The organism is Flavobacterium microcysteis, from assembly GCF_006385255.1.
In the GTDB taxonomy this organism is placed as follows: domain Bacteria; phylum Bacteroidota; class Bacteroidia; order Flavobacteriales; family Flavobacteriaceae; genus Flavobacterium; species Flavobacterium microcysteis.
In genome coordinates this window covers 431,756-457,809 of record NZ_VFJE01000054.1, presented here as the reverse complement: position 1 = coordinate 457,809, position 26,054 = coordinate 431,756, and the positions used below count along the sequence as shown (strand labels likewise).

Annotated in this window: 21 protein-coding genes; 8 read left to right on the top strand and 13 right to left on the bottom strand. The window is 37.1% G+C overall.

All coding sequences use genetic code 11. From position 1 onward, the window contains the following. Positions 1-43 precede the first annotated feature (43 nt). Together FJA49_RS11045 and FJA49_RS11040 are read left to right on the top strand one after the other, a co-directional pair. A complete protein-coding gene (locus tag FJA49_RS11045; RefSeq protein WP_140000976.1) occupies positions 44-415 on the top strand; it encodes a DUF4234 domain-containing protein in 372 nt (123 codons plus the stop codon). Positions 416-485: 70 nt separating this feature from the next. Further along, positions 486-854 carry a DUF2752 domain-containing protein gene (locus FJA49_RS11040; protein ID WP_233590124.1) on the top strand — a complete coding sequence of 123 codons (369 nt, stop codon included), beginning with the start codon at positions 486-488 and terminating at the stop codon, positions 852-854. 76 nt (positions 855-930) lie between these two features. Here the strand turns inward: FJA49_RS11040 and FJA49_RS11035 are convergent, their stop codons facing one another. After that, the gene (locus FJA49_RS11035) at positions 931-2,739 is read right to left on the bottom strand and encodes a GNAT family N-acyltransferase (protein ID WP_140000974.1); all 1,809 of its coding nucleotides are present in this window, start codon (positions 2,737-2,739) and stop codon (positions 931-933) included. A 145-nt stretch (positions 2,740-2,884) separates the two neighbouring features. Here FJA49_RS11035 and FJA49_RS11030 point away from each other — a divergent pair, with 145 nt between their 5' ends. From FJA49_RS11030 to FJA49_RS11020, 3 genes are all read left to right on the top strand, one after another. Beyond that, on the top strand, positions 2,885-3,646 hold the full coding sequence (locus FJA49_RS11030; protein WP_140000973.1) for an exodeoxyribonuclease III: 762 nt from the start codon (positions 2,885-2,887) through the stop codon (positions 3,644-3,646). A 46-nt stretch (positions 3,647-3,692) separates the two neighbouring features. Continuing rightward, positions 3,693-4,652 carry an OmpA family protein gene (locus FJA49_RS11025; protein WP_140000972.1) on the top strand — a complete coding sequence of 320 codons (960 nt, stop codon included), beginning with the start codon at positions 3,693-3,695 and terminating at the stop codon, positions 4,650-4,652. Positions 4,653-4,890: 238 nt separating this feature from the next. Continuing rightward, positions 4,891-5,928: an NADP(H)-dependent aldo-keto reductase gene (locus FJA49_RS11020; RefSeq protein ID WP_140000971.1), complete on the top strand. Its 1,038-nt coding sequence runs from the start codon at positions 4,891-4,893 to the stop codon at positions 5,926-5,928. 52 nt (positions 5,929-5,980) lie between these two features. Here the strand turns inward: FJA49_RS11020 and FJA49_RS11015 are convergent, their stop codons facing one another. The 4 genes from FJA49_RS11015 to FJA49_RS11000 all read right to left on the bottom strand — a co-directional run bounded on the left by FJA49_RS11015 (position 5,981) and on the right by FJA49_RS11000 (position 11,895). Beyond that, positions 5,981-7,351 (bottom strand): PQQ-dependent sugar dehydrogenase, encoded by a 1,371-nt coding sequence (locus FJA49_RS11015; protein ID WP_140000970.1) that lies wholly within the window; start codon positions 7,349-7,351, stop codon positions 5,981-5,983. Between the two features lie 134 nt (positions 7,352-7,485). Next, positions 7,486-9,096, bottom strand: coding sequence for a DUF4139 domain-containing protein (locus FJA49_RS11010; protein ID WP_140000969.1), 1,611 nt, complete (start codon positions 9,094-9,096; stop codon positions 7,486-7,488). A gap of 256 nt (positions 9,097-9,352) precedes the next feature. Continuing rightward, positions 9,353-10,546 carry a vWA domain-containing protein gene (locus FJA49_RS18675; protein ID WP_140000968.1) on the bottom strand — a complete coding sequence of 398 codons (1,194 nt, stop codon included), beginning with the start codon at positions 10,544-10,546 and terminating at the stop codon, positions 9,353-9,355. 17 nt (positions 10,547-10,563) lie between these two features. Then, positions 10,564-11,895: a prenyltransferase/squalene oxidase repeat-containing protein gene (locus FJA49_RS11000; RefSeq protein WP_140000967.1), complete on the bottom strand. Its 1,332-nt coding sequence runs from the start codon at positions 11,893-11,895 to the stop codon at positions 10,564-10,566. A 186-nt stretch (positions 11,896-12,081) separates the two neighbouring features. On the opposite strand from FJA49_RS11000, the gene FJA49_RS10995 reads away from it, so the two are divergent. Together FJA49_RS10995 and FJA49_RS10990 are read left to right on the top strand one after the other, a co-directional pair. Continuing rightward, positions 12,082-13,899 (top strand): tetratricopeptide repeat-containing sensor histidine kinase, encoded by a 1,818-nt coding sequence (locus FJA49_RS10995; protein WP_140000966.1) that lies wholly within the window; start codon positions 12,082-12,084, stop codon positions 13,897-13,899. 2 nt (positions 13,900-13,901) lie between these two features. Next, positions 13,902-14,651, top strand: coding sequence for a LytR/AlgR family response regulator transcription factor (locus FJA49_RS10990; RefSeq protein WP_233590122.1), 750 nt, complete (start codon positions 13,902-13,904; stop codon positions 14,649-14,651). 91 nt (positions 14,652-14,742) lie between these two features. Here FJA49_RS10990 and FJA49_RS10985 read toward each other — a convergent pair whose 3' ends face one another. The 8 genes from FJA49_RS10985 to panC form a co-directional block, all read right to left on the bottom strand. Further along, complete coding sequence (locus FJA49_RS10985) at positions 14,743-16,713, bottom strand: transglycosylase domain-containing protein (protein WP_140000964.1); 1,971 nt, start codon at positions 16,711-16,713, stop codon at positions 14,743-14,745. Between the two features lie 118 nt (positions 16,714-16,831). Beyond that, positions 16,832-18,049, bottom strand: a complete 1,218-nt coding sequence (locus FJA49_RS10980) for a DUF3999 family protein (protein WP_140000963.1) — start codon at positions 18,047-18,049, stop codon at positions 16,832-16,834. Then, entirely contained in the window at positions 18,033-20,312 is a 2,280-nt protein-coding gene (locus FJA49_RS10975; RefSeq protein ID WP_140000962.1) for a DUF2339 domain-containing protein, read from the bottom strand. The genes FJA49_RS10980 and FJA49_RS10975 overlap by 17 nt, the downstream gene beginning before the upstream one ends. Positions 20,313-20,365: 53 nt before the next feature. Next, complete coding sequence (gene radA / locus FJA49_RS10970) at positions 20,366-21,730, bottom strand: DNA repair protein RadA (RefSeq protein WP_140000961.1); 1,365 nt, start codon at positions 21,728-21,730, stop codon at positions 20,366-20,368. A 4-nt stretch (positions 21,731-21,734) separates the two neighbouring features. Beyond that, entirely contained in the window at positions 21,735-22,877 is a 1,143-nt protein-coding gene (locus tag FJA49_RS10965; protein ID WP_140000960.1) for an alpha/beta hydrolase, read from the bottom strand. A gap of 68 nt (positions 22,878-22,945) precedes the next feature. Then, the gene (locus tag FJA49_RS10960; RefSeq protein ID WP_140000959.1) at positions 22,946-23,908 is read right to left on the bottom strand and encodes a lysylphosphatidylglycerol synthase transmembrane domain-containing protein; all 963 of its coding nucleotides are present in this window, start codon (positions 23,906-23,908) and stop codon (positions 22,946-22,948) included. A gap of 7 nt (positions 23,909-23,915) precedes the next feature. Continuing rightward, a complete protein-coding gene (gene panD, locus FJA49_RS10955) occupies positions 23,916-24,266 on the bottom strand; it encodes an aspartate 1-decarboxylase (RefSeq protein ID WP_140000958.1) in 351 nt (116 codons plus the stop codon). 20 nt (positions 24,267-24,286) lie between these two features. Next, positions 24,287-25,135 carry a pantoate--beta-alanine ligase gene (gene panC, locus FJA49_RS10950; RefSeq protein ID WP_140000957.1) on the bottom strand — a complete coding sequence of 283 codons (849 nt, stop codon included), beginning with the start codon at positions 25,133-25,135 and terminating at the stop codon, positions 24,287-24,289. 107 nt (positions 25,136-25,242) lie between these two features. Here panC and FJA49_RS10945 point away from each other — a divergent pair, with 107 nt between their 5' ends. Further along, the gene (locus FJA49_RS10945) at positions 25,243-26,049 is read left to right on the top strand and encodes a glycogen/starch synthase (RefSeq protein ID WP_140000956.1); all 807 of its coding nucleotides are present in this window, start codon (positions 25,243-25,245) and stop codon (positions 26,047-26,049) included. The last annotated feature ends 5 nt before the right edge of the window (positions 26,050-26,054 follow it).

The following is a 26,054-nucleotide window of genomic DNA, read 5'->3' as shown; positions in this document are numbered from 1 at the left end:
TTGTTAATTTTAGCAATTATAAACATCAAAAACAAAAATAAAAATGGAATTAGAAAGACCAGAAAACTATGGTATTATCCCTGAATTTAGGGTTGACCCGATAGTAGTTTTGCTTTTAGGATTTATTACCTGTGGGCTGTATTTGATTTATTGGAATATTAAAGTAGCGCAAGTACTTAATGCTGTAGCTGGGAAAGAAGTTATTTCTCAACCTATTGCCATTTTTTCAGGATGCTGTATGCCGGTAAATTTATATTTCTACTATTTAGCAGGAAAAGAAGGTTTGCCTAAAGTTTATGAAAGAACTGGCGAAAGGGAAAAAGACCAGTCAACATTATTGTTAGTTCTTGGTTTCTTGTTCCCAATGGTAGCCGCAATGATTGTTCAAGGTGATATCAACAAGCTATATAAGTAATAGAAAAGTTCAATTGAAAATATTTGGAATTATCGGGGCGCTATTGACCCTGATAATTCCATTTTTTTTAATGCTGCACAATCACGACAATCATCTGGAAACAGACCAGTCTTTGTGTCCGTTTAAGATGCTGACGGGTTTTCCGTGTCCCGGTTGTGGCATTACCAAGTCATTGGTCTATTTATATGAAGGCGATTTGCAGAAAAGCTTATCCTATCATCTTTTTGGGCCTTTTGCTTTTGTTTTCTGCATCGTTGTCATAATCGTATTGACACTGGAGCTAAGAAACCAAAAAGAATATTTCAATTCTGTTTTTTACAGTAAAAAAATAGCCTATTTCTTAGGTGCAATTCTAGTCCTATACCATTTAGGCAGATTGGTATACTTCGTACGTGAGAATACTTTTGATGAGATTTTAAGACAGTCTATCTGGATGTAGATACCTATAAAAAAGCCTGAGAATTTCTCAGGCTTTTCTTTATATATTGAATTTTTGTGTTCTGTAAGTTTCCGAACTATAATTTTTCTCCTTTTTCTGCCAGTTTTCTTTCCAACTCAGCCTGGAATTCTTCCATTACCGGTTTCATGGTGCTTTCTGGAATATCTGCAATTCGAATATACATCAGTCCGTCAACCGCATTGTTAAACAGCGGGTCCACATTAAATGCCACAACCTTAGCGTTCTGCTTGATGTATTTTTTAATCAATACCGGAAGGCGAAGGTTGCCTGGTTCCAGTTCATCGATAAGCTTATCGAATTTGACAAGATCGGCTTCGGCTTCATCAAATATAAAATCCTTATCCGCATCTTTAAGTTTTACTTTAAACTCCTTTTTAGGATGCACATATTGTGCGATATAAGGATCGTAATAATGCGATTTCATAAACTCAATCATCAACGATTTTGTAAAATCAGAAAACTGATTGCTGATGCTCACTCCACCAATCAGGAATTTGTGTTCCGGATAACGTAAAGTAGTATGCACGATTCCTTTCCAAAGAAGGAACAATGGCATCGGTTTTTGCTGGTATTCTTTTGTGATAAAAGCACGGCCCATTTCAATGGACTTATTCATCATATCATACAATTCCGGTTCAAATCGGAAAAGCTCCTGAAGATAAAACCCATCAATTCCATATTTAGGGAAGATTTCTGAACCCAAACCCATTCGGTAAGCACCTGCAATTTCTTTGGTGTCATCGTCCCATAAAAACATATGGTGGTAATATTTGTCGAATTGATCCAAATCCAATGATTGGTTGGTTCCTTCGCCCACTTCTCTGAATGTTATTTCCCTAAGTCGTCCAAGCTCATGCAGGATATTTGGAATGTGATTCGCTTCCGTAAAAAAGACCTCGTAGTTTTTGCTTTGTAGCAATCGGCAGTCTGTCTGTCTCAAAGCATTAACCTCGTTGACAATCTGCTCATGATTGGCAGGCATTGCAATCTGTTTTGGACTTCTTGGAATTTTTAGGTTTGAAGTATCTATCAGCTTGGTTTCCTTTTCAAAAGGATTGGCCAACATGTAGGTCTTTTTCCTAAGAAATTCAGAGTATTCTTCGATTTTATCGTATTCGTTCTGTTCGTTTACCGAAATAGGCTTACCAATCCTTACCTTGATTACACGGTCTTTCTGAGTTAGCAATTCCGAAGGTAGCTTTGCAGTTCTTAAAGTATCGTCAAGTTTGGAAAGGAAGTAAAAAAGCTTGCTGTTTTTGGCATGGAAATAAATCGGCACTACAGGAACTTTAGCTTTTTTAATCAACTTAATGGCGCCTTCTTCCCAAGGTTTGTCTACCACCAATTTTCCGTCTTTGTAGGTGGAAACTTCACCGGCAGGAAACATTCCCAATGGTTTTCCATCGCTTAAATGGCGCAGTGTTTCTTTGATTCCGATTACGCTCGATTTGGCATCCTTATGATTTTCAAAAGGATTTACGGGCATGATATACGGTTTCATAGGATCAATCCTATGCAAAAGGAAATTAGCAATAATCTTGAAGTTAGGCTCCCTGTCCAGCATCAACTTTAAAAGCAGGATACCGTCAATTCCGCCTAGCGGATGGTTTGAAATGGTAATATAGGCTCCGTCTTTTGGAAGGCGTTTTAAATCTTCTTCCGGGATTTCGAATTTAATCTGGAATTCGTCCAATATAGCATTAAGGAATTCGACATTTTGTAGATGTTTGTTCCGGTCGTAGATTTTATTTAATGTGGAAATCTTGAGTATCTTCATTAACAGCCAGCCTGAAAAAGTTCCCAAAACTCCGTATTTATCTGTGTTTATTGCTTTTGCAACTTCTTTAGCGGTAACTAACCCCATCTATCATCTGTTTTGTGCGAAAAAAACAAAGATAGCAAAATTGAGTTAACACATCCATTTTTTTCGCCCTATCAGACCAGAGATTTTGACTGCAGAAATAATCTTTTTTTACTTACTTTTGAAAAAGTCAAAATCTACAGCAACTATGAGAATTATCTCCTACAATGTCAATGGAATAAGAGCTGCCATTACGAAAGGCTTCTTAGAATGGTTACAACAAGCTAATCCGGATATTATATGTCTTCAGGAAATCAAAGCAACGCCAGACCAGATTCCGCTTGATGAATTTGAAAAAGCGGGCTATCCGTATAATTATTGGTTTCCAGCCCAAAAGAAAGGCTACAGTGGAGTAGCTGTTTTATGCAAGACAAAACCCAATAATGTAGTTTTCGGTACGGGAATAGAACACATGGATGCAGAAGGAAGAAACCTTCGTGTAGATTATGATGATTTTTCGGTTATGAGCCTTTATCTTCCTTCGGGGACTAACATCTTGAGATTAGACCATAAGTTTATGTATATGGACGATTTCCAGAACTACATCAATGATCTCAAAAAAGAAATCCCAAATCTTTTGATTTGCGGAGATTATAACATCTGTCACGAAGCCATCGACATCCATGACCCGATTAGAAATGCCAAAGTATCAGGATTCCTTCCGGAAGAAAGAAGCTGGTTGGATCTTTTCATGAAAAGTGGTTTTGTTGATTCGTTCAGGCATTTTAATAAAGATCCGCACAATTATACCTGGTGGAGTTACAGAGCTAATGCCAGAAACAATAACAAAGGCTGGAGGATTGATTATATATTGGCCAGTCGTTCTGTTGAAAACAGATTGAAAAGAGCCGTAATATTGCCGGATGCCAAACATTCTGATCACTGTCCGGTCCTGGTAGAGATTGATTAAATAAGCTAAAAACTAGTAAGAAATAAATAAAAACCAATTCAAAATCATGATTAAAAAAGTATCGCTTGGAGTATTAGCCCTGGCATTGACTACTTCGTGTGTTTCGTCAAAAGTTTATAAAGAACTTGAAGACAAATATGCTAACCTAAAAAAAGAAAACAGGAACCTTTCTGATGAAAACCAGAACCTGTCAAAAGCGAAAAACCAGCTGGATCTTGAAGGCAAGGATTTGAAATCGCAACTAGAAAAACTAAAAGCAGAAAGAGACAAGCTTGCAGCAGATTACGCAGCAGCAAGTGCTAATCTGAATACGCTAAAATCATCCTATTCAGCGTTGGAGAAAAACAGTGGCGATGCATTGGATACTAACATGAAGAAAAACCGCGAACTGTTAGCCCAGCTTGAAGCAAAAGAAAAAGCATTGGCAGCAGAACAGGAAAGATTGAACAAATTGCAGGCAGAATTAAAAGAGCGTTCTTCAAGAGTTGACGAATTAGAAGGAATGATTGCTGCAAAAGAAGAAAGCATGAGAAAGTTGAAAGAAACACTTTCTAAAGCACTAAACAGTTTTGAAGGAAAAGGACTTACCGTTGAGCAAAAAAATGGAAAAGTATATGTTTCTATGGAAAACAAATTGCTTTTCGGTTCAGGTAGCTGGTCTGTAGGAACAGAAGGAAGAAGAGCCGTTGTAGAAGTAGGTAAGGTTTTGGGCGTTAATCCGGATATTTCAGTACTTATTGAAGGACATACAGACAACGTGCCTTATGGCGGAACCGGACAAATCACAGACAATTGGGATTTATCTACAAAACGTGCTACAGCAATCGTAAACATTCTGGCTGAAAACAAAAGCATCGACAAAAAGAACCTTACGGCTGCAGGACGTGGAGAATATGCTCCATTAGCACCTAACGAAACAGCAGAAGGAAAAGCTAAAAATAGAAGAATCGAGATTATTTTGACTCCTAAATTGGATGAAATCTCTAAGATGTTGAATGAATTGTAGGAAAAGCGGCTAGTTGCTGAGGTACTAAGGCACTAAGGTTTTAAGTATTTAAGCGATAAAGCTTTTTGTTTATAATATAAAGACTCAGGACATTTGTCTTGGGTCTTTTTTTATTTATGAACACAACCCAAAACCTTAATACCTCAGAACCTTAGTGCCTCAATTCCTCAAAAACTTACTACCTTTGCACCTCAAAACCTTAGCAACTTAGCGCCTTAGCCACTTAGTACCTTAAAAAATGATCTACAATACACTTCCAAACACCAATCTAAAAGTCAGCGAAATATGTCTCGGAACCATGACCTTCGGGCAGCAAAATACCGAAGCAGAAGGACATGCCCAAATTGATTTTGCATTGGATAAAGGAATCAATTTTATCGATACGGCAGAAATGTATCCAGTGCCGGCACGTGAAAAAACAACAGGCGAAACCGAAAGAATTATAGGAAGCTGGCTGCATAAATCAGGAAAGAGAAACGACATCATCCTTGCTTCCAAAATTGCTGGACCAAACAGAGGAATGGAATATCTTAGAGAAGACCTGAGATTCAATAAAGAAACCATAAAACTATCAGTAGAAAAAAGCCTGAAGCGACTACAGACAGATTATATCGATTTGTACCAATTGCATTGGCCGGAACGAAAATCGAATATGTTTGGACAACGTGGATTCAAAATTCAGGAAGAAGCTTGGGAAGATAACATGAAAGATATTCTCGAAGTATTCCAGGAATTGATTCAGGAAGGAAAAATTCGTGCCATAGGCGTTTCCAATGAGACACCATGGGGCGTAATGCGTTTTTTAGAAGAAAGCAAAAAGCACAATCTGCCTAGAATAGCAACAATCCAAAACCCGTATTCTTTGCTAAATCGCACATTTGAAGTTGGACTTTCAGAAACAGCCTATCGTGAAAATGTAGGATTGCTGGCCTATTCACCATTGGCTTTTGGTGTATTGTCTGGAAAATTCCTGACAGGAGAAAGTCATCCTAATGCGCGACTCAACCTGTTCACCAATTTTATAAGATACAATTCACAACAGACCAAAGAAGCAACAGCCTTATATCAGGAAATAGCCACCAGATTTGGACTTACGCTAACAGAAATGTCTTTAGCTTTTATCCGTCAACAACAGTTTGTGACGGCAACGATAATAGGAGCAACAAACCTAAAACAACTCGAAGAAAATATCAATTCAAGACATACGGTTCTTTCAGAAGAGGTACTAAAAGCCATTGATGAAATTCAGGCCATACGTCCTAATCCTGCACCATAAAAAAGAAAGCCTGTTTCAAAAACAGGCTTTCTTTTTTTATATAATCGGGTTGTTATTTTTTTCCCAATTTTGATGTAAACGTATTTCCGGATGTGTCTTCTATTGTAACAACATAAATTCCTGTCTGTAGCGAACTGATGTTGATAGTATTTACAGGCGTGTTTTCCAACTTTTGGTCTATCAGGAGTTTTCCGGATAAATCAACAATAGAAATCTTTTGAAGAACAGTTCCGTTAGAATTGGAAAGGAAAAGTTCAGAATCTGCCGGATTAGGATACATAGAGAATCCGTTCTTCGTAAAATCGTCATTGCCCAATGCAGTATCGATAACTCTGTAAACAATATCCTGGGAAGTTCCGGTAACAAACAGTTCGCCACTAGAGTTTTCTCCAAAAGAAGTAAAGGAGTTACTGCCGGGGAAATTGGCAGAATAGGTGATATTGCCAGATGTATCAACCATTCCTATACGATTGACACAATAGTCAGCAAAGAAATATTTGTTTTGCATGGCCGGATACGTACTGCCTGTGTAGACATAGCCTCCGGTAATAGAACAGCCGCCTGTTGAAGCATGCGTATATTGCGCAATTGGAAATGTCATAGTCGACATAGCGGCACAGCCTGTCGTATTGTATGTAGCATTACCTTCATAGCATCTCCATCCATAGTTTAATCCGGCAGTAGTTGAGCTTACTTTATTAATTTCTTCAATTTGATCCTGACCTACGTCTGCAATCCATAAATCGCCATTAAGCCTGTTGAAAGAAAACTTCCAGGGATTTCGCAATCCGATAGCCCAGATTTCATCAGCTCCTGCTGTAGCGCCAGCATAAGGATTGGTTGGTGGAATTCCATAAGGAGATCCGGAATTGACATCAATACGCAGCATTTTGCCCAAAAGCTCATTAATATTTTGAGCTCTGTTTCCAGGATCGCCACCGCTTCCGCCATCTCCCATTCCAATATACAGATAACCATCAGGGCCAAATTTTATGGTTCCTCCATTATGGTTAGAAAAAGGCTGGTTAACAGTCATTAGGATAGTACCGGTCGTATTGGCGACATCAGGATTCGAACTCACAGAATAGCGTGAGATTACAGTATTTCCGGATGTATTGGTGTAGTTGACATAAAAAAATCCGTTCGTAGCATAATTAGGATGGAAAGCAAGACCTAAAAGTCCTCTTTCACCACAGCAGCTTACGAGACTTGAAATATTGAGAAAAGGCGTAGCATTTGTCGTGCCATTGGAGTTCAGGACTTTGATGACTCCGCTTTGTTCTACAATGAACAATCTTGAGTCACCTGCATGGGCAATTTCAATAGGATTATTGAATCCCGTCGCAAAAGAAACTATTCCTATCGTCTGCGAGAATGCAAAAGTTGAGAATAGTAGTACTAATAATTGTAGTGTTGTTTTCATTTTATAGCAATTAGGTTAGGAAGTAAATTTATAAAATAAAATTTGAAATTATTCATAATGAAATGTTTACATGTTTGAAATATAAGTATTTTTTTAATAAAAAAGCCTCGTTATTATAACGAGGCTCTCTTGTTTTAAAGATTGTCAATAATCTTGTTTTTAGGATATTTGACCGTATAGCTGATCCGAATCTTCTTGGTTTCATTTGGTTTCAGATTCAAATCCCAGGTTAAAATTCCTGTTTCTGAATTGACTTTTGCATTATCACTCTGCTTTAATTCGATTTCAATTTCTTTATCGGTGCTTAGTGGATATTGGTCCTTAAGCATCAATTGAACGGCCTCCTTTTTATTATTTCTTATAGTAGTCTCAAAAGTAAATGTCTGTACTTTGTATGCAGACAGGAACTTTGTACCTGATTTGTCTACTAGTTTTTCTCGTTTGATAGAAATTTTCTTGTCTCTTCCCATGCTTAGGTTCAAAGTATCCGAAGTCTGGTTTGGATCAACAAACGTTTTGCCTACATACATTCCTTCAAAAATAATATTGGCTTCACCTTTCAGGAGGTTGTATTTAGAATAATCGCTGATTTCTGCCAAAAGAAATGCTTCCTTGTCGGCTGTTGGTGCAGCATAATATTTATAGGTCGCTGGCAATTTCATTTCTTTTAAGGCAACACTATGCTTTTTACCGTTAGACAGGATATCATACGGAATATCAATATCAAACGAAATGTTCAATTGGTTTTCTGCGATGGTCGTAAAGTTGGAAACAGATCCTCTAATCATTACATTATTTTTCTTTGGACTATAGGCTTGAACTACAACTTCGGACAGTTCATTGCTTTTTGCATCCTCATTTCGACTATAATCTGGCACATATCCATATCTTAAAAACCAAGCTTGTAGTAATGGAGCCTGATTGTTTTGGTTAGGAACTCCAGATGATAAGGTCAGTTTTACGTTTTTCCAATCAATTCCGGTACTTTGTGTGACTTGTGCCTTATACATCATTTCAATTGGTGATGTAACGTTATTAGCTCTTAGGTCATAGAATGGTGCCCAGGTTGCATTATTAGTCAGATACGAAATTTCCAACGGCACATTTCCGGCAACTTCATTCATGACTTGTAGGATCAGTTTTCCGGATGAGATTTTTTCTTCGTTTTTGTTGTTAACTTCCAATCTGTCATTTAATTTTTTAAGTACCTCGGCTAGTTTCTGTTCTTTTTCGGCCAAGGCATTTATATTGTTGCTTAATTCTGCTCTTTTTGCCTTGTAGTACTCTACCATTTTCATCAATTCGGTTACATTCAATCCGGAATTTTGTCCAGAAACCTGCTGGTTTTTATCCAATAAGTCGATAGTCTTACCTTCAGAAATTCTGGAATTGACAAGTTTTGCGATTTCTTTTTGAACAATAACGATACTGTCTTTCACTTTTTTTACCAAAGGAGAATTGGTGTCAATTTCATATTCAGAAATATAATTGTCAGTGAACTGTACAGACAGTACCGTTAATGTAGGAGATGTTCCAATTTGTATTGAATTTTCATTGACCCAATTGGCCACATTTTTTACTACGATTTCGTGAGTTCCGGCAGGAAGGTTTACGCTGGCCGTTTGGGAAATTTCAGCTGCATTGAAATAAACAGTTGCGGCTTTTACTTTAGCTGTCGTAAAAACAGGTTTTTGGGCATATAACGTAGCCTGAAATAACAAGAATAGTATAAGAAATTTTTTCATAATTGAATTTTAAGGATTAGTCTTTCTTAGTAAGAGAGCAAAAAGACGCAAAAGGTTGGGAGGGAAGAAAAATAAATTTCTTTTCTTGCTTTGCGGCTCTGCGCCTTTGCGAGCAACTATTTCACGCAAAGGTGCAGAGCCGCAAAATTCCTAATAAAGGAAATGTTGGGAATTAACGGGTCAGGTATAAATTTTCCGATAATCATTAAAATAAATATGCCCCATGAAACGTATGAGGCATATTTTGAAGTAAGGTTTACTTTTCAGCAGTATAGCCTTTTATTTTTGCAAAGCCTAAAATCGATGAAGCAATAGCATTTCCTAAATCGTCCTGCGTTTTACCCTTTTTATTTTCAGTATCAATATAATCCTGGCGCTGTTTTGCCAATTGTGCCATTTCTTTCTGTATTGTTTCTCTTTCCTGTGTTTTTTTGTCTACAATGGCTTTGATTTCCTGAGGAGATTTATTCTGCAGTTCTTTTGGCAGTTCTTCTTTTTTGATTTTCTGCAAGGCTGATTTGTCTTCTTTTACTCGGTCTACTAAATCCCAGGATTCGTTTTTATAAATGGCGTTTGATTTGCTTACGGCACGTTCTGCATAATTAGAAGAAGAAACGGATTCAGCATTTTTGTCCTGCGCTTCCTGCATGGCTTTCTTCTCAGAACCTTGCGCTCCGTAGCCCATATAAGTAGAATTTAACCGGTCGTTGCATTTGCTAATTTTTTCATCATAAGGCGTTACGATATAGCGTACCTTTTCGTCAGAATTGATGTTAAAATATTTCCCTTGACCTTTGTCAGCACCATCTTTCCAGAAAGTATCGATTCCTTCTATCGACCCGCCACAAAAAATGGTGTTGACATAAATATCGCTTTTCAAAGCATCGCTTATGGCTTCTTTGTAGTTGATGCTTCCCTGATTAAAAGGTTCGTTGCCGGCTATGTATAGCAATTTCATGTTTGTTTTGCTTTTCCCCCAGGAAAGCTGTTTTGTAGCATCCTGGATTACAGCACCGCAATATTCCGAACCTCCGTTGGTTCTGAGTGAAAATAACTTTTCAGAAATAAGATCTAAATCGGTTGTTAGCGGTGCTACCTGGCGGATATAATTTGAGGTGGCCGACAAGCCGTCATTTCCATACTCATAAAGCGCAATTTCTATTTTTGGATTTTTTCCTTCATATTTCAAGGTTGTCAAAGTGTTTATGATATTCCAAAGCCTTGATTTTGCCTGGTCAATCAATCCGTCCATACTATTGGAAGTGTCTAATAACAGTGCTACCTGAATTTTTGTGTTATCATCATCAGGAGTAGTGGCCATTGCCAGTTCAGGCCCGGGATTGTTTTCTGGATCTGGATTTTGTTTTGGTTCTTTTTTTAAGAAATCGCAACTGGCAAAGCAAAAGGTTGTGCCTAATAGTAAGGATGCAAAAATGATTTTAGTTTTCATGATTTGTGGTTTTTAGATTATTGTAGTTTTTTAATATCGTTTTCAATTGATAAAATCATCAGGCAGGTTGCGGTGCAAAACACAGGACTTGTAATGCAATGGTGTCCGTTCCAGCTTCCATCATTATTCTGGATACTGATAATTCTGCCACTGACATCATCATACCATTTTTTCCATTCGTCATCCTGATTAACAATCATCGATTCTCCGGTTTGCAGAAAGCTTAAAAACTCTTCGCCGCCGTTATTTCCAAAACCATTGATTACATCTTTATTCATGGCTTTTACCTTTGCAGAATTATATACTTTGTCGGCAACATCATAAACTTCAGCCTGTTCTTCTGAAACACCTGCTTTTTTTAGGTTTTCTTTATTCAGTTTAGCATTTTTGTCTAGTTTTCCTTCACGTTTTGCCTGATTGATAATGGCTTTTGCTTCCTGAGATTCTTTTGCACTGCCACGCACAGAACTGCTCACGGCATATAATACGATTCCGGCACCATCTTCTGTTTTTACGCTTTCGCTTTCTGCATTGTAGTTGTTTTTTTGGTATTCGCGAGATTTTTGGAGTTTTTCGGTATTGACCTTGACATCCTTGTTTTTTGCGGCAGTTTCTAAACTTGAGTTGGCAAAAGAAGATTGCAATACTCCTGCCCATCCGGCACCTTTTACTTTTCCGGTTTCATCATACGACTTTTCAATTTTGTTGACACAGATCTGTATTGCTTCCTGTACTTTTCTTTTTAAGGATTTGTCTTTCAATGTTGGATAGACCTGGTTAAGGAATTGGAGCGTTAATACAGCATCAATATTTTCGCCTAATTTGCTTTGTATTTGTGTGCCTCGGACTTCAGTAATGAAATTCGGATTGTTTTTTGTCTTTTCAATTTCCAGTAAAAGATAATCCAGGCTTTTTTTCAAGACGTCACTATATTTACCCGATTCCAGATTGTAACCGCAGCGGTATAAAGACATTGCGGTCATAGCCGTAGTAGCTGGATCAGAACTAACGGCATGCGGATCCATAACATTTTGTCTGGCATGCGAACCGGCTCCCCATCCGCCATCTTTGTTTTGTGCCTTAATGAGCCAAAGTTCACCTTGGACAATCTTGTCGTCAATCTTTGCATCTCTTTTAGCTGCTGCAAATCCGTCAGAAGGCTGTTCTCCCATGACCGTCATAAAAACGCATGGTTTTTCTTCTTCTTCAATTTTTTCTTCAGGTAAAGAAGCTAAGTCTTTTCCTTTTGAAACCTCTTTGTCTTGCAGTATAGAACGATTGTTTATGATTCCTACAGATATGTAACATGCTGCCAGGAAGACTGCTACGGAAATAATTCTTGTTTTCATGATTATAAGGTTTTAATTGATTTCTAGGGTAAAATTATCTTTCGTTAGGATTGGAATTTTCTACAAATGGTGAAACGCCTTTTTCAATTGGTGAAAGGAATAGGATAAGAGACCAGAATTATTTTACTTTACATTGCAGAAAACAGGCAGTCGCCGTAAGTGATTCTGTAATAGAATATTTATACGATGAAAATAAAGTGGACATTCTTCTTTTTTCTTTTGCTGTTCGGTATGAAAGCCGCCATGGCACAGGATACTATTAAGAAAAAAAGTAAGTATAGCCCAAAAGAATATAATTTGAATCAGGCAGCATCTGAACTGAAAAAATCATTGTCGGAAGATGAAAATGATTTACAGACTGCACAAAAATATGAAGCACTGGCAAAACAGCTTTCGGCTAAAGGACAGTATGCAAAAGCAGAAGAATATTTGAAGAAAGCCCGTGATATCTATGCAAAGCGCAACAAGAAAAAAGAAGCGGCTATTACGAATCGTGGGATTGCTAAAGCACAGGAATCACAAAATAAAACGCAAGATGCCATTGTGAGTTATGAAATGGCAAGCCAGACTGCAACGGATAAGGTGGCAGAAAAAATTAATTACAATGATGCCGAGCGATTGAAAAACAGTGCGCCGGAACAAAAGAAGGATTATATTTCTTCTAATATTCTACTTCTGGAAAAAGAAGGAGAAAAAGAAGAAACGGCCGAAGCCTATCAGCAAATGGCTAAGGCTAATATTGATAAAAATGATACAAAAGCGGCCGTTGAAAATTATAAAAAAGCGTTAGAAAATGTAAAGCACAAACCGGAGGAAGCTATTAAGATTAAAAATGAAATAGCGAAAGTCTATGCTTCAGAAAATGAATTCGACAAGGCCATCGAGATTAACAAAAAACTGATCAACGAAGCCAAAGAGAAAAACAATACGGAAGGCCAAATTGTACAAATGCAGGAATTGGCAACAATTTATTTTAAACAACAGGAAGCTGAAAAAGGGATCTCTGTTTTAAAAAATGCGTATGAACTTGCCATCCAAAACGGAAAGACCATCTTGGCAAAAAATAGTTTGGATCAGCTTATCAAGGAATATAATGCGAAAGGAAATGGCGAAAAAAGCATTGAGCTGTATGAGAATTTCTTTGAGAACTTTGAAAGCCTAATCAAGTCTGATAATTCTCTGGTAGACTCAAAAGTCTTTCAGGTGACGGAAGACCGAATCAAACATTTAGAAAAAGAGCGAGCCTTAAAAGACGAGCTGATTAGCAAAAAAAACACTTTTAATTATTTTCTTCTGGGTTCAGTGGTGTTGATGATTCTGCTTTTTGTCTTTATCGTCAAGGCGTTGTATTCTATTAAAACCAAGAATAAAAAAATTGCTTTGCAGTCGTTGAGGAGAGAAATGAATCCGCACTTTATCTTTAATAGCCTGAATTCTGTCAACCAATTTATTTCAGAAAATAAAGAGCTGGAAGCCAATAAATACCTGACTTCTTATTCTAACTTGATGCGGAACATGATGGAAAATTCCAATAAAGATTTCGTTTCGCTGAATAACGAAGTAGAACAGCTCAAAAAATATCTGGATTTGGAACATCTGCGTTTCAATGAAAAATTTGATTATGAAATTACCATAGATGAAGCGTTGGATGGTGATGCTGTTTTTGTACCGAACATGCTTTTGCAGCCGCATCTTGAAAATGCAATCTGGCATGGGCTTCGTTACAAAGAAGGCAAGGGATTTTTGAAATTGGATTTCAAACTCAAAAACAATCAGATAAAAGTAACCATTGACGACAATGGAATAGGACTCACCAAAAGTCAGGAATTAAAAACGACCAACCAAAAGGTACATGAATCACGAGGAATGACGAATACACGTGAAAGGATAAGTCTTTTGAATGAGCTTTATAAAAAGAATATATCTCTGGAAATTTCAGAAAAAGGAAGTCCAGAAATAGGAACACGTGTTGAAATTAGTTTTCCATTAATTGATCGGATCTGATGATGATGCAAAAAATAAGAAGTGTTATAGTTGAGGATGAAACGGCTGCCCGAGAAGTCCTGAAAAATTATGTGCAGAAATATTGTCCGCAGATTGAAGTGGTAGGAGAAGCACAGAATTTTAAGGAAGCCGTTCCGCTACTTCATGAATTAGAACCGCAATTGGTTTTTCTGGATGTAGAAATGCCTTTTGGAAATGCTTTTGATGTTCTGGAAGCGTGTAAAGATCTGCGATTTGAGACCATTTTTGTAACGGCTTTTTCTGAGTATTCGCTAAAAGCATTGAATCAGAGTGCGGCTTATTATCTGCTAAAGCCAATTAGTATCGAAGAACTCATTACAGCTGTAAACAAAGTACAGCAGCATATATTGAACCATGAAATTTTTAACAGGAATAGAATCATTGTCGAAAATTTCAGAGAAACGAAACCGGAAAAACAACAGGTAATCTTGCCTACTTTAGAAGGTTTTGAAGTCGTAAAAATGGAAGATATTGTCAGGCTACGTGGGAATGGGAATTTTACGGATTTATATCTGGCGGACGGACAGAAAAAGATGGTCTGCCGATTTTTAAAACATTTTACTGAAATTCTCCCTTTTCCGTTTGTTCGTGTTCACAAGTCACATATTATAAATGTCAATTCTGTAAAATCCTACCACAAAGGTGCAGGAGGTTATGTAATGTTGATAGATGGTTCTGAAATAGAAATTTCTCCGAGTTATAAAGAAGATTTTTTGAAAGTTTTTAAATAATTTCTTTATCTAACCTTCCAACTCTTAACCCTGCCAGAGTTCGAAACTCTGGCAGGGTTAAGGTTTCGGTTCGAAACCCTGGCAGGGTTATTTAAAAATCAAACTCTTCGTCAATCCCTATCGAATCTACCGCAGTAGAATCCGGAGCTTTTATTCGTAAGAAGGAACGGGCTGGTCCGGTAATTTCTACAGGGAAATGTTTCTGTAGCGTATCGTCTTGAGTGAGCAGTCCACGACGGATCATCAGATTGGTCATGTATTCATTTCGCTTTTCGGCAAAAGACTTTAACTTTCCTTGGTTGTCAAACTGCCACATAAAACCGCGTGGCCTTGGAACAATACTAGCCAAAAATAACGATTCGTTCAGGTTCAGCTGTGACGGATGTTTTCCAAAATAAAAATGGGCTGCTTCTCCAATTCCATAAACATTAGGTCCCCATTCTATAATGTTGAAGTAGACTTCAAGCATTCTTTCTTTGCTGGCAATACGATTGTTTTCCAGAATATAAACCAGAAGAATTTCTTCAAGCTTGCGAGAAAGCGTTTTTTCCCTTGTCAGGAAAACGTTCTTGATCAATTGCATGCTGATGGTACTGGCACCACGTGAAAAACGTTTGGTTTTGATGTTTTTGATAATAGACTGCTTGAAAGCCTCATTGATAAAACCACGATGCGAGAAGAAAGACGGATCTTCAGAAGTCAGTACCGATTTTCGGATATAAGGCGAAATCTGTTCCAGTGGAGTATAATTCGGATTGGACATTCCAACTTCTATTTGTCGCTGTCGGACACCGTTTATGATTGCCCTATACGCAAAATCGCTGTTGAGTTTGCTGAGGTTAGCTTCACCGTATTTCGTGATTTTTAGATTTTCTTTATTCAGTTTGCTGTCAAAAACCAGTTCGCTCGGCTTGTTTTTGTTGTAAAGGAAGTCCAGATCATAGCTAAAGTTTCCTTCTGCCTCCATACCTTCAAAATTGGTAAAAAGCCCTTCAGGAAGCGAAACGATAAAATCCTGGGCATTCATTTTCGGAATCTTGACTTTTAACGCATAAATCTGATTTTTATCTTCTTTAGTTTTTTGATAAAAAACATATGGAGAAAACTTCATCTTGTTTAAGGTAACCGATGAGGTGCTGTCAACAGCAATAAAGTCTTCGCCAAAAAGCAGGTTATAATCGAACTTTGCTTTTTTTATGACTACGTCTTTAGTTGCAATCTTCGGATGGTTTACAGTGAAGTTAACAATAGAAGTAAAGCCGTCTATATGAAGCTTGCCGCCATCCATTTCAATATTGGAAACATTCAGACGTATGGAATCAAATCCTGCTTTCATGTTAAAGCGTTCATCAATATAAGGAACCCGGATTTTTCCGGTATCGAGATTAAAAAAGCGTAGGTCTGTTTTTTTGTTCCTTGGATCAGCAAAACCTTTGATTTTCCAATGCTGTTTAAAGTTATCTGCGGTAACGCCAATCGAAGTTTCGAGCTCTTTGTCTTCCAATCGGAGTTTTTTCAAGTCCAGATTTACTTTTCTTCCCATGTCGTCCATACGAAGAGAAATGTTTTCCAGATTCATATCGGTTGGAATCAGATTCAAAGCCTGATTCAGCAAGCGATAGGCTCTTTTGGCATAATTAGTCTCAATATTTGTTGTGTCTTCGTTGGATTTTCTTTTTAAAAACGCATCAAAGTTGCGGCCATTTTCATCTTTAACCAATTGTACAAAGCCATTTTTTACATGAAGCGTTCCTAATTGTACGTCACCCGTAAGCAACTTCCAGAAATTAATATTGGTCTTGATGCTTTCTACGTTGAGAAGCGTATCGGCATGTTTTGGAACCAACAGGACATTTTCTAAGGCAACACCTGAAAAGCCTTGAAAAGAAGCTTTTTTTATAGAAAAATTACTGTCGTATTCGTTTTCCATCTTATCAGAAACCTTAGCAATTGCCTTTTGCAATATGGAATTTCTGAAAATAAAGAATGTGCCTATGAAAAGCACAAAAAGCACGCCGATTATTTTTGCGGCAAGTATTGCTTTTTGTTTTCTGGATCTCATTTAAGATTTCTTGGTTTATTTAAAAAACAAATATAGCGGATTAATAGAAAACCAAAAGTCAGATGGAGACGAATTAACAGTTAAACCCAATCTAATCGTGTCATTTGGCGAGAATGTGTTATTCTTTCAGCATCTTAAGAGAGAAAAAGGCCAGCACAACGATAATAATTCCCATTAATACCCACAGCCATATTTTGTTTTCAAATAGTGGTGATTTTGTCTCTATTTTGAATTCCGGATTTGGCTCTTCTTTTGAAATGGAAATTACAGATGGGTTTTTGGGAATATTTTCTTCAAAATTTTCAATATCATAGGATGGCTTTCCTGCCTTTTTATTTCCGTAAAATAGGCTGTAATCTGCTTTTTCCGTAAAACGGGCAATTAGGAAATAAATGGCATTTTTGACTTCTATTCCCTTAATGTCTAAAGGCTGGTTGCTATTGTTTTCGATCGTGATTCTTAATTTTTTTGCAAGGCTGTTTCCCACTGAAAAACCTTTTTTCTCTAAAGAACTTAATGTTCCCTGAGTAAGGATGTCATAATTGTAATGCCAGCGGTCTTCGATTTTTACACTGTCGCGTAATGTTTCAACTGTTACCGGTCTGTAATAATCAAAAGCAGTCGCAATATCGATTTTAATGGAAGATATGGGAACTTTATTGACTAATTCTACTTCGATTATGGATGTCTTTTTCTTTTCGTCTATGGATTTTTTCAAAGATTTAATAGTAGCAATTTTAAAGCTGCCTTCGTCCTTTTTCTGTTCCCAAATTTTTGCTTCTGTTAGTTTTGGCTGTTCTGAAGCCCTGATTTTTATTCGGTAGAATTTATATTTTGAATCTGAAAAATCAACCTGTGTAAATTTATAATCGGTTTGGTTGTTTTTTATTGAAAGTATCCGATAGTCTTTTTGGATTAAAAACCATTCCGTTTGATTGTTACTTGCTTCCAAATCCAATTTCCAATCAAAATTCTCTTGTTCAAAAACGAGCTTAATCTGATTGATTTCTTTGTTTTGAGACAATTCAAACGTATAGAAATAGTCAGAATTTTTATTGGAAACATTAATCATCTTAAATGGAACTGCGACTTCCGAAATCCGGTCTGCCGATGTCTTTAAAATGTAAGGTGTTTCAATTTTATTATTTCCGAAGATTCTCAGGTCGGAAAAATCAGCGTTGAATTTACCAAAAGATTCTTCCGGCAATATGATTTTATGCCAGGTGTCTGAAACATTTTCCAGCGTTCTTTTGTATTGGAAATCTTCTGTTTGTGAAAAAGATTTCAGGCATACAAAAAGCATCAGGACTAATCCTATTTTATTTTTTGTCATCATCAAGAATCAGATGTTTGTATTTGTTATATAAGAATGAGATTACCAAAAGCAGTATACCAAGCGATACAAAAACAATTGTTTTTCGAATGGTATTTAAATGAACGATATCGTAGAAGAACAATTTCAACAATGTAATTCCAAAAAGAACGATGGCTAAAATTCGAAGATGTTTTTTGCCTTTCCAGATTCCGTAGCTGATGAGAAGCAGTGAATAACATCCCCATAGGATACTTAGTCCGAGTTTGTTGTTTTCGTAAATATTGAAAGCATTGAGCCAGATTAGCATTTCGGCACTTAAGATCCAGATTACTAAAATCGAAAAGAAGATGTCAAATAACATCCTGTTTTTTTCTTGTCGGCTAATAAAATAGATATAGATTCGATAGACAAAAATGGCCAGGATTACTAAGGAAATGTAATGAACAATCACGCCAAAAAATCCAGCAGGAGCAACATCTGTTGGGTTCATGTAATTATGAATCAGGCTAGCTTGAGTATATAATCCGGTAGTGATAAAAAGAAATAGCGTAAGACCCGAAATAACTAGTGTTGTAATTTCTAAAGCGGCATTCTTGATTTTCTTTTCAATTACAAAGAAGATAGCGGAAAGATATAAAAGAGTGAAATTTAATATCCAAACGGTCTCATAATCCATGAATTTCTCATTGTAAATGCTATAGCCGCTTCTGTCAGTGCTCATTGTTGAAGCTAGGTATTTCAGATTCCAATAATTACTGATTTCCATTTGGATTGCCTTATAGAAGACAAACAAGAAAACACCCGGCACAAAGTAATTCATCAGAGACACATGGAATTTTATCTTAGTATTTTCTTCTTCTCTGAATTTTCTCTGTAAGTAAAAAATAAACCCGAATGCTGTGAGAAACAGCAAGGAGTTCAAGAAGTCCGGATTGAAAAATGGCGTAGCATTTTTGTAATTCCACCAATCCTCAACCAGGCTAAAGAAAGCCAGGAACATTACAATATAAGAGAGATTTTCATAAAGCGGGACTTTTTTGCTTCTTCCCAACCAGAAGAGCAAGAGTGCCTGGAAAGCCCAACATAGGGTTACCCATTGTCCGTTTAATTGAATTGGGACCGCTATAGTAATGAATGTCAAGACCAGGCCTAGTATCAAATAAAACAAACTTTTATCGCCTAGTTTTTTCTTATAGATAAGCGTGCTTACTCCAAAATGAATGATTGCATTCAATAGCGTGAAAAGCCCTAAATAATTTGTGGCAACCGGATGGGCGTTTAACATTCCAATCCCAATTCCGTAGAAGACAAAAGAGTTTGAAAGAACGGAAAAGATATCTTTTGCTTCGTAGTTTTCTTTCTTGATCAGTTTGTAAGATAAGAATGCGGTATAAAAAATGGCAAAGAAAATAAATAAGAAAGTCAATCCTATATTGAAATGCATACTGACATTGAAGCTGGAAAAATACCAGGTTGCAAAAATCAGCCAGGTTGCAAAAAAGGAAGTCAGGTTGAGCAATCGCCAATATTTTTTGAAAGCGATGATCAGGATTCCGATATTGATTAGCGTCATATAGGAAAACAGGACCAGTACTTTTCCTGAACCGTCACTTAATAAAAAGGGCACGGAATAAGCACCCACTAATCCGATGATGGCAATAACCTGCTGGTCGTATTTCAATGCGGCAAAGACGGTGAAAACGGTAAAGATTACCATGATTATAAAAGCCAACGATTGGGGCATTAAGCCGTATAGACTGTAGGCGAGAAACGTAATAAAATACATAATCGCCATAGAGCCGCTAAGCAAAACAGCACTAAAACTTTCAAATTTCTTTTTTAATTTGAGAGCAAAGCCTAATAATCCGAGTCCCATCAGGTAGCCTAAAATGATTCGGGTTAGCGGACTGATCAATTCGTTGTCAATGGCATATTTGGCACCAATTCCAACTCCTATTATCAGGACAAGAACTCCAATTTTGTTAATCAGATTTTCACCAATAAATTTCTCCCAGTTCGATGGTTTTTTAATTTTTGGCTCTGGCCTTGGAGCAATAGGTTTTGGAGCAACACGGGTTTGCTGGTGTACTCTTGGTTTTTCCGGAACTGGCTGTTCCTGTGTAAATGAAACGGTTTCGACTTTAGAAACAGGAGAAGTTTCACGCTGTAACGATTCTATTTCTCTTCTCAGTTCTGAGATTTCCTTTTGAAAGCTGTCTTGTCTTTGGATTAGAAAATCTAGTTTCTGATGAAGCAGGTTGATTCTATCTTGATTGTCAGCCATAAGTTTCAGATTATATATTTTAAAGATATATAAAAAAGGATAACAGTTTGTTATTATCCAAACAATTCGCTTACAACATCTTCAATTTTTGAAACCAAACGCACTTTTATAAAAGTATTTTTAAGGGTAATTTTGTTGTATTTAGAAACAAAAATGGTTGAAAATCCTAATTTTTCAGCTTCCTGGATTCTCTGATCTACTCTATTGACAGGGCGTATTTCGCCGGAAAGGCCTACTTCGCCTGCAAAACAGAAATCTTTGCCTACGGGAATGTCTTCATTAGATGAAAGTATGGAAGCGACAACAGCCAGGTCAATAGCGGGATCGTCTACAGAAATTCCACCGGTGACATTCAAAAAAACATCCTTAGCGCCTAGTCGGAATCCTGCTCTCTTCTCCAATACGGCCAAAATCATGTTAAGTCGCTTGGCATTATATCCGGTAGTGCTGCGCTGTGGAGTTCCGTAAACAGCTGTACTTACCAGTGCTTGTATTTCAATCATTAAAGGACGCATTCCTTCCAAAGTAGTAGCAATGGCAGTTCCGGAAAGCTCTTCTTCTTTGTGGGAAATCAAAATTTCTGAAGGATTTGAAACTTCTCTCAAACCAGACCCTTGCATTTCATAAATTCCCAATTCGGCAGTTGATCCAAAACGGTTTTTCAGCGAGCGCAATATTCTGTAAATATGATTTCTGTCGCCTTCAAACTGCAATACTGTATCCACCATGTGCTCCAGTATTTTTGGTCCGGCAATATTTCCATCTTTGGTAATATGTCCAATCAAGATTACAGGAACGTTGGATTCTTTGGCAAATTTGATTAGTTCTGCCGTTGTCTCCCGGATTTGGGAAATGCTTCCGGCTGAAGATTCGATGTAATCTGTGTGAAGCGTTTGTATGGAATCGATGATTACGATTTCCGGTTCAATGGCTTCAATCTGCTTGAAGATATTCTGCGTTTTTGTTTCCGTGAGAATATAACAGTTGTCATTTAAGGGATTGATTCTTTCTGCCCTCATTTTTATCTGTTTCTGGCTTTCTTCTCCGGAAACATATAAGGTGCGGTAAGGTAATTTTAGGGAAATTTGCAGTAAGAGCGTACTTTTTCCTATACCGGGCTCACCACCCAAAAGAATTAGTGATCCGGGAACGATACCGCCGCCCAATACACGGTTTAGTTCGCCATCTCTGGTATCAAGACGGATTTCTTCAGCGCTGTCAATTTCATGGATTCGTAAAGGTTTTGAAACTCTTTTTGAATCTGGTGAAACCGCACTTCTCCAGTCCTTTTTGTCTTCTTTCTGGATTATTTCTTCGGCAATAGTATTCCATTCCTTACAGGAATTACACTGGCCTTGCCATTTTGAATATTGGGCACCACAGTTTTGGCAGAAAAAAGACGTTTTTGTTTTTGACATACAATTATTTGCTCTTCATTTCGTCTGCTTTTTCAAGCATCATATCTTTTGTCAGGTCGCCAATCTCATTTTTAGTGTAGGCATTTTGGTAGGATTTGAAAGCCTTTTTGTATTCACCGGTGTGTTCATACATCATGCCCAATTCGTAATCTGCCAACATAGCTTTTGGATAGCTTTTTTTAGCAAGACCTGATAGTTTTTCAAATTCAGCATAGGCCTTGTTTTTCAAGATAGCTGCTTCGATCGCTTTGAAATCATTGACACGTATTGGCATTTTTATTCCCAGCGATTTTTCAATAATCTCATATTTGTTTGCCAGATAATCAACATATCCGCTTGGAAGCGTTGCAATTTTTTCTTGAAACTCTATAGTTGAAATAGGTTGGTATGCTGAGAAAATCTGGTAAAGCGCATTAGGAATTGCATACGGTACTAAAGAATAGTGTGTCGCATTTTTGAACTCATCAAAACGATAATTCAAATTTGGGTTGCCGACCTTTTTTATGTTTTCATCCAGCTCTTTAATTCTTTTCTGCATTTTCTTCAAATCACCGTCAGCTGTAGCCTGATAATAAAAAATAGGTTGTTTTAAAATGGCCAGTCTTTCAGCAATTCGGGTTTCCATTTCCGGAGCAAGTTCGGGGCTAAGGGAAATATAGGCGTTAAACAACGGCTGATCTTTATAAAGGTAAAAGTTTAAAAACCCTGCAGTAGTATCATGCCCTGCAATCACTCTGAAAGGAGCGATTCGGTATTTTTTCTCAAGAGCAGGAATCAGTTCTGAACCAATAAATTCATAGAAACGTGAACCGCCTTCTTCTGGAAGTCCGCTTTCTTTGTCAAATTGGCTATCAGTGAATCGTTCTCCTTTTTTATTTTGACTGATGCCTACCATAATAACCGGTGGCAGGTCGTCCCAATAATTAGCATAGGATAAGGTTCCTGAAAAAGCATCAAAAAGATATTCGCCATCCAAAAGAATCACAAGCGGAAACTTTCTGTCTGGTTCTTTTTCATAATTAGAAGGAAGCGAAATCATAATCTGGCGTGTGCCATTGAGTTTTTCTGATTTTACTTCTTCAACACTTTTTTGGGCAAACAAACTAAAAGAAAAAATGCAAAAAGCAGCAGTAATGAAATTCTTCATTCGTAAGAGTTTTAGGGTTTACGTTAGCTGAGACGGAAAGGCCTCTAATAGGAAAGCAAGATAGTAATTTATTTTTTCCTATTCAGGATAGGCAAAAGCAAAAACGAGAGTCCTCCTAAAATAATTATTTGAACGGTTTGTGAAGTCCAGATAATCCAACCAAAAGCAGTTCCGGCTTCTTCTGAAATTCCATATAAGGCCAATATTTTAGAAATTAATGCCGGAAAAACACCAAATCCTCCATTAGAAAAAGAGATTGCTAGACTGCCAATAACGAAAGCGGTTACCACTACGCCAAAACTAATGCCACTGGTTTCATCCAGTGCAAAAATGGCAGTGTAGAAAGTCAAAACGTACCCAAGCCAGATTATAGCGGTGTAAAACAAGAATGACCATTTTTTTTCCATTCTCCAAACGCTAAGAAGTCCTTCTGTCAACCCAGAAATCTTTCCTTTAATCATCAGAATCCATTTTGATTTAGAGTAGATAAAAAGAAGAATAGCAGAAAGGAAAATCACAAAAGCGACAATGCCGTAGACCAATAATTTTTCTGCCGGAATGGTATGTAGAAGAAAAGTTTTTAAAACATCAAACTGTAATAAGACAGCAGTTGCGATGAATAGTAAAAGAATGATAAAATCAACAACTCTTTCAGCAATAATGCTTCCGAAAGCTTTGTCAAAAGGAATGTCTTCGTATTTTTTTAGTACTAAGGCCCGTGAAACTTCACCGGATCTTGGAATTGTCATGTTCATAAAATAAGCAATCCAAACGGCCATGAAATTATTTTTAAACGGGGAATGATATCCCATATGTTCCAGCATGAATCTCCATCGGTAGGCTCTTGCCGCATGGCTGATGAATCCAAAAACTAAGGCTATAAGAATATAAGTATAGTCTGCATTCCTGAAATAACTTTTTATTTCTTCCAGTTGTTCTGGAGTAAATGAATTATAGGCATATATAGTTAAAAAAACTCCCAATAAAATTGGGAGGAGTATGGATAATGCTTTGCTGATTTTTTTCTTCAAAAGAATTCTAAGTTAAGGAGTTGTCCTTTTCATTAGGGAAAACAAGAGTTGGCTTAAAGCTCTTTGCTTCTTCAAAATCTAGAATTCCATAGGAAATAATAATGATGATGTCGCCTTTTTGAACCATTCTCGCTGCAGGACCGTTTAGTGTAATCTCGCCGCTGTTTCGGTTTCCTTTGATAGCGTAAGTTTCTAATCGAGCACCGTTATTGATATTGACAATAGAAACTTTTTCTCCTTCAATAATATTTGAAGCTTCCATCAACGCTTCGTCGATTGTGATGCTTCCGATGTAGTTTAAATCTGCTCCAGTCACCATAACACGGTGAATCTTGGACTTAACAACTTGAATTTGCATGGTGCAAAGGTAATTATTTTTTAATTCAATGAAATATTATCTATGAGCCGAATACTGTTAATAAAAACAGCTATGAAAGCGCGGTACTTTTTAGCAGTGTCTTTTTTATCTATCGGCAATAATTGAGCTTCGTCAGCAATTTGGAAATATTCCAGTTTGAATTCAGGATTTTTTTCAAAAACACTTTCCACCCAGTCAGTGATATCTTTTGCACTTTCCGTGCCAAACTTTTCTTTGGCAGTCTTTAATGTTTTGTATATCAGGGAGGAATCTTCTTTTTGTTGCGGAGTAAGTCTTTCGTTTCGGGAACTCATGGCAAGTCCGTTAGCTTCCCTGTATATTGGGCAACCTATGACATTTACGGCCATTTGGTGCTTCTCGACCATTTTTTTTACAATCTGCAACTGCTGGAAATCTTTTTCTCCAAAATAGGCATTGGTAGGAGTTACGATTTCGAAAAGCCTCTTGACAATCGTGCCTACACCGTCAAAATGTCCGGGTCTGTGTTTGCCTTCCATCTGATTTTCAAGTCCGTCAAAGTCAAAAGCCTTTGCTATGGTTTTTCCTTCGTAGATATCGTCTACGCTTGGAGCAAAAATGAGGACATCTTTATTGACTGTTCCAATTTTTTGAGTGTCTTTTTCAAGAGTTCGGGGATATTTTTCAAGATCTTCGGGGTTGTTAAACTGTGTCGGATTTACAAAAATACTGACTACCGTTACCTGATTTTCTGTAAGCGATTTTTCAATCAGCGACAAGTGTCCTTGGTGTAGAGCGCCCATTGTTGGGACAAACCCAATAGTCGTATTTTCTTTAGTAACCGACATTAAATGTTTTTTAAGGTCTTCCTGTCTGTTGAAAATGAGCATCAGCTTAAGATTAAATTGAGTGCAAACTTACCATTTTTGTTAATAACTCCATAAATTTTTGTAATTTTGCATGTTTTTATATGCAATAAATAAAAGTTCAAAACAATATGGAGGATAAGAGGATATTGTATGTATCATCTGAGGTAGTGCCTTATTTGGCTGAAAATGAAGTGTCTATAATGTCGTATGACGTTCCGAAAATGATTAATGATCAGGGAGGACAGATTAGGATTTTTATGCCACGTTATGGAAACATAAATGAGAGAAGGCATCAGCTACACGAAGTTATAAGACTTTCGGGGATGAATTTAGTGGTAAATGATTTAGACATGCCGCTAATTATTAAAGTAGCCTCTATACCAAAAGAAAGAATCCAGGTTTATTTCATCGATAACGATGAATATTTTAAACGCAAGGCAACTTTTACAGACGAAGAAGGAGTATTATATCCGGACAATGACGAAAGAGCCATCTTTTTTGCAAAAGGAGTCGTGGAAACAGTGAAAAAACTGAATTGGGTGCCTGATATCATCCATGTGCACGGTTGGTTAGCTGGAATGCTTCCTATTTATATGAAGCACTATTATAAAGATGAGGCCTTGTTTTCTGAAACAAAAATAGTAACTTCTGTTTATAGCCAAGGCTTTGATGGCAACCTTGATATGGAGATGATGAAAAAGGTAGCCTTTGACGGAATCCCAAATGAGTCTATAGAATATCTGGTAGAGCCTAACTACGAAAACGTAATCAAAGCTTCTGTAATGCACTCAGATGCAGTCATAATAGCTTCAGAAGACCTTTCTTCAAGTTTAACAAAATTTATAGAATCATCGGGAAAACCTTTTTTACCTTTCGCCACGAAAGATAAGTTTGCAGAAGCTTATACTAATTTCTATAGAAATCAAGTTTTATAAAAAAA

Coding starts and splice junctions, on each gene's coding strand:
- FJA49_RS10985 (WP_140000964.1), bottom strand. CDS start 16,713: ATGAGATCCAGAAAACAAAAAGCAATACTTGCCGCAAAAATAATCGGC.
- FJA49_RS10980 (WP_140000963.1), bottom strand. CDS start 18,049: ATGATGACAAAAAATAAAATAGGATTAGTCCTGATGCTTTTTGTATGC.
- FJA49_RS11025 (WP_140000972.1), top strand. CDS start 3,693: ATGATTAAAAAAGTATCGCTTGGAGTATTAGCCCTGGCATTGACTACT.
- FJA49_RS11000 (WP_140000967.1), bottom strand. CDS start 11,895: ATGAAAACAAGAATTATTTCCGTAGCAGTCTTCCTGGCAGCATGTTAC.
- FJA49_RS10945 (WP_140000956.1), top strand. CDS start 25,243: ATGGAGGATAAGAGGATATTGTATGTATCATCTGAGGTAGTGCCTTAT.
- FJA49_RS11040 (WP_233590124.1), top strand. CDS start 486: ATGCTGCACAATCACGACAATCATCTGGAAACAGACCAGTCTTTGTGT.
- FJA49_RS11035 (WP_140000974.1), bottom strand. CDS start 2,739: ATGGGGTTAGTTACCGCTAAAGAAGTTGCAAAAGCAATAAACACAGAT.
- FJA49_RS11045 (WP_140000976.1), top strand. CDS start 44: ATGGAATTAGAAAGACCAGAAAACTATGGTATTATCCCTGAATTTAGG.
- FJA49_RS18675 (WP_140000968.1), bottom strand. CDS start 10,546: ATGAAAACTAAAATCATTTTTGCATCCTTACTATTAGGCACAACCTTT.
- panC (WP_140000957.1), bottom strand. CDS start 25,135: ATGCTCATTTTCAACAGACAGGAAGACCTTAAAAAACATTTAATGTCG.
- panD (WP_140000958.1), bottom strand. CDS start 24,266: ATGCAAATTCAAGTTGTTAAGTCCAAGATTCACCGTGTTATGGTGACT.
- radA (WP_140000961.1), bottom strand. CDS start 21,730: ATGTCAAAAACAAAAACGTCTTTTTTCTGCCAAAACTGTGGTGCCCAA.
- FJA49_RS10995 (WP_140000966.1), top strand. CDS start 12,082: ATGAAAATAAAGTGGACATTCTTCTTTTTTCTTTTGCTGTTCGGTATG.
- FJA49_RS10965 (WP_140000960.1), bottom strand. CDS start 22,877: ATGAAGAATTTCATTACTGCTGCTTTTTGCATTTTTTCTTTTAGTTTG.
- FJA49_RS11010 (WP_140000969.1), bottom strand. CDS start 9,096: ATGAAAAAATTTCTTATACTATTCTTGTTATTTCAGGCTACGTTATAT.
- FJA49_RS11030 (WP_140000973.1), top strand. CDS start 2,885: ATGAGAATTATCTCCTACAATGTCAATGGAATAAGAGCTGCCATTACG.
- FJA49_RS10975 (WP_140000962.1), bottom strand. CDS start 20,312: ATGGCTGACAATCAAGATAGAATCAACCTGCTTCATCAGAAACTAGAT.
- FJA49_RS10990 (WP_233590122.1), top strand. CDS start 13,902: ATGATGCAAAAAATAAGAAGTGTTATAGTTGAGGATGAAACGGCTGCC.
- FJA49_RS11015 (WP_140000970.1), bottom strand. CDS start 7,351: ATGAAAACAACACTACAATTATTAGTACTACTATTCTCAACTTTTGCA.
- FJA49_RS11020 (WP_140000971.1), top strand. CDS start 4,891: ATGATCTACAATACACTTCCAAACACCAATCTAAAAGTCAGCGAAATA.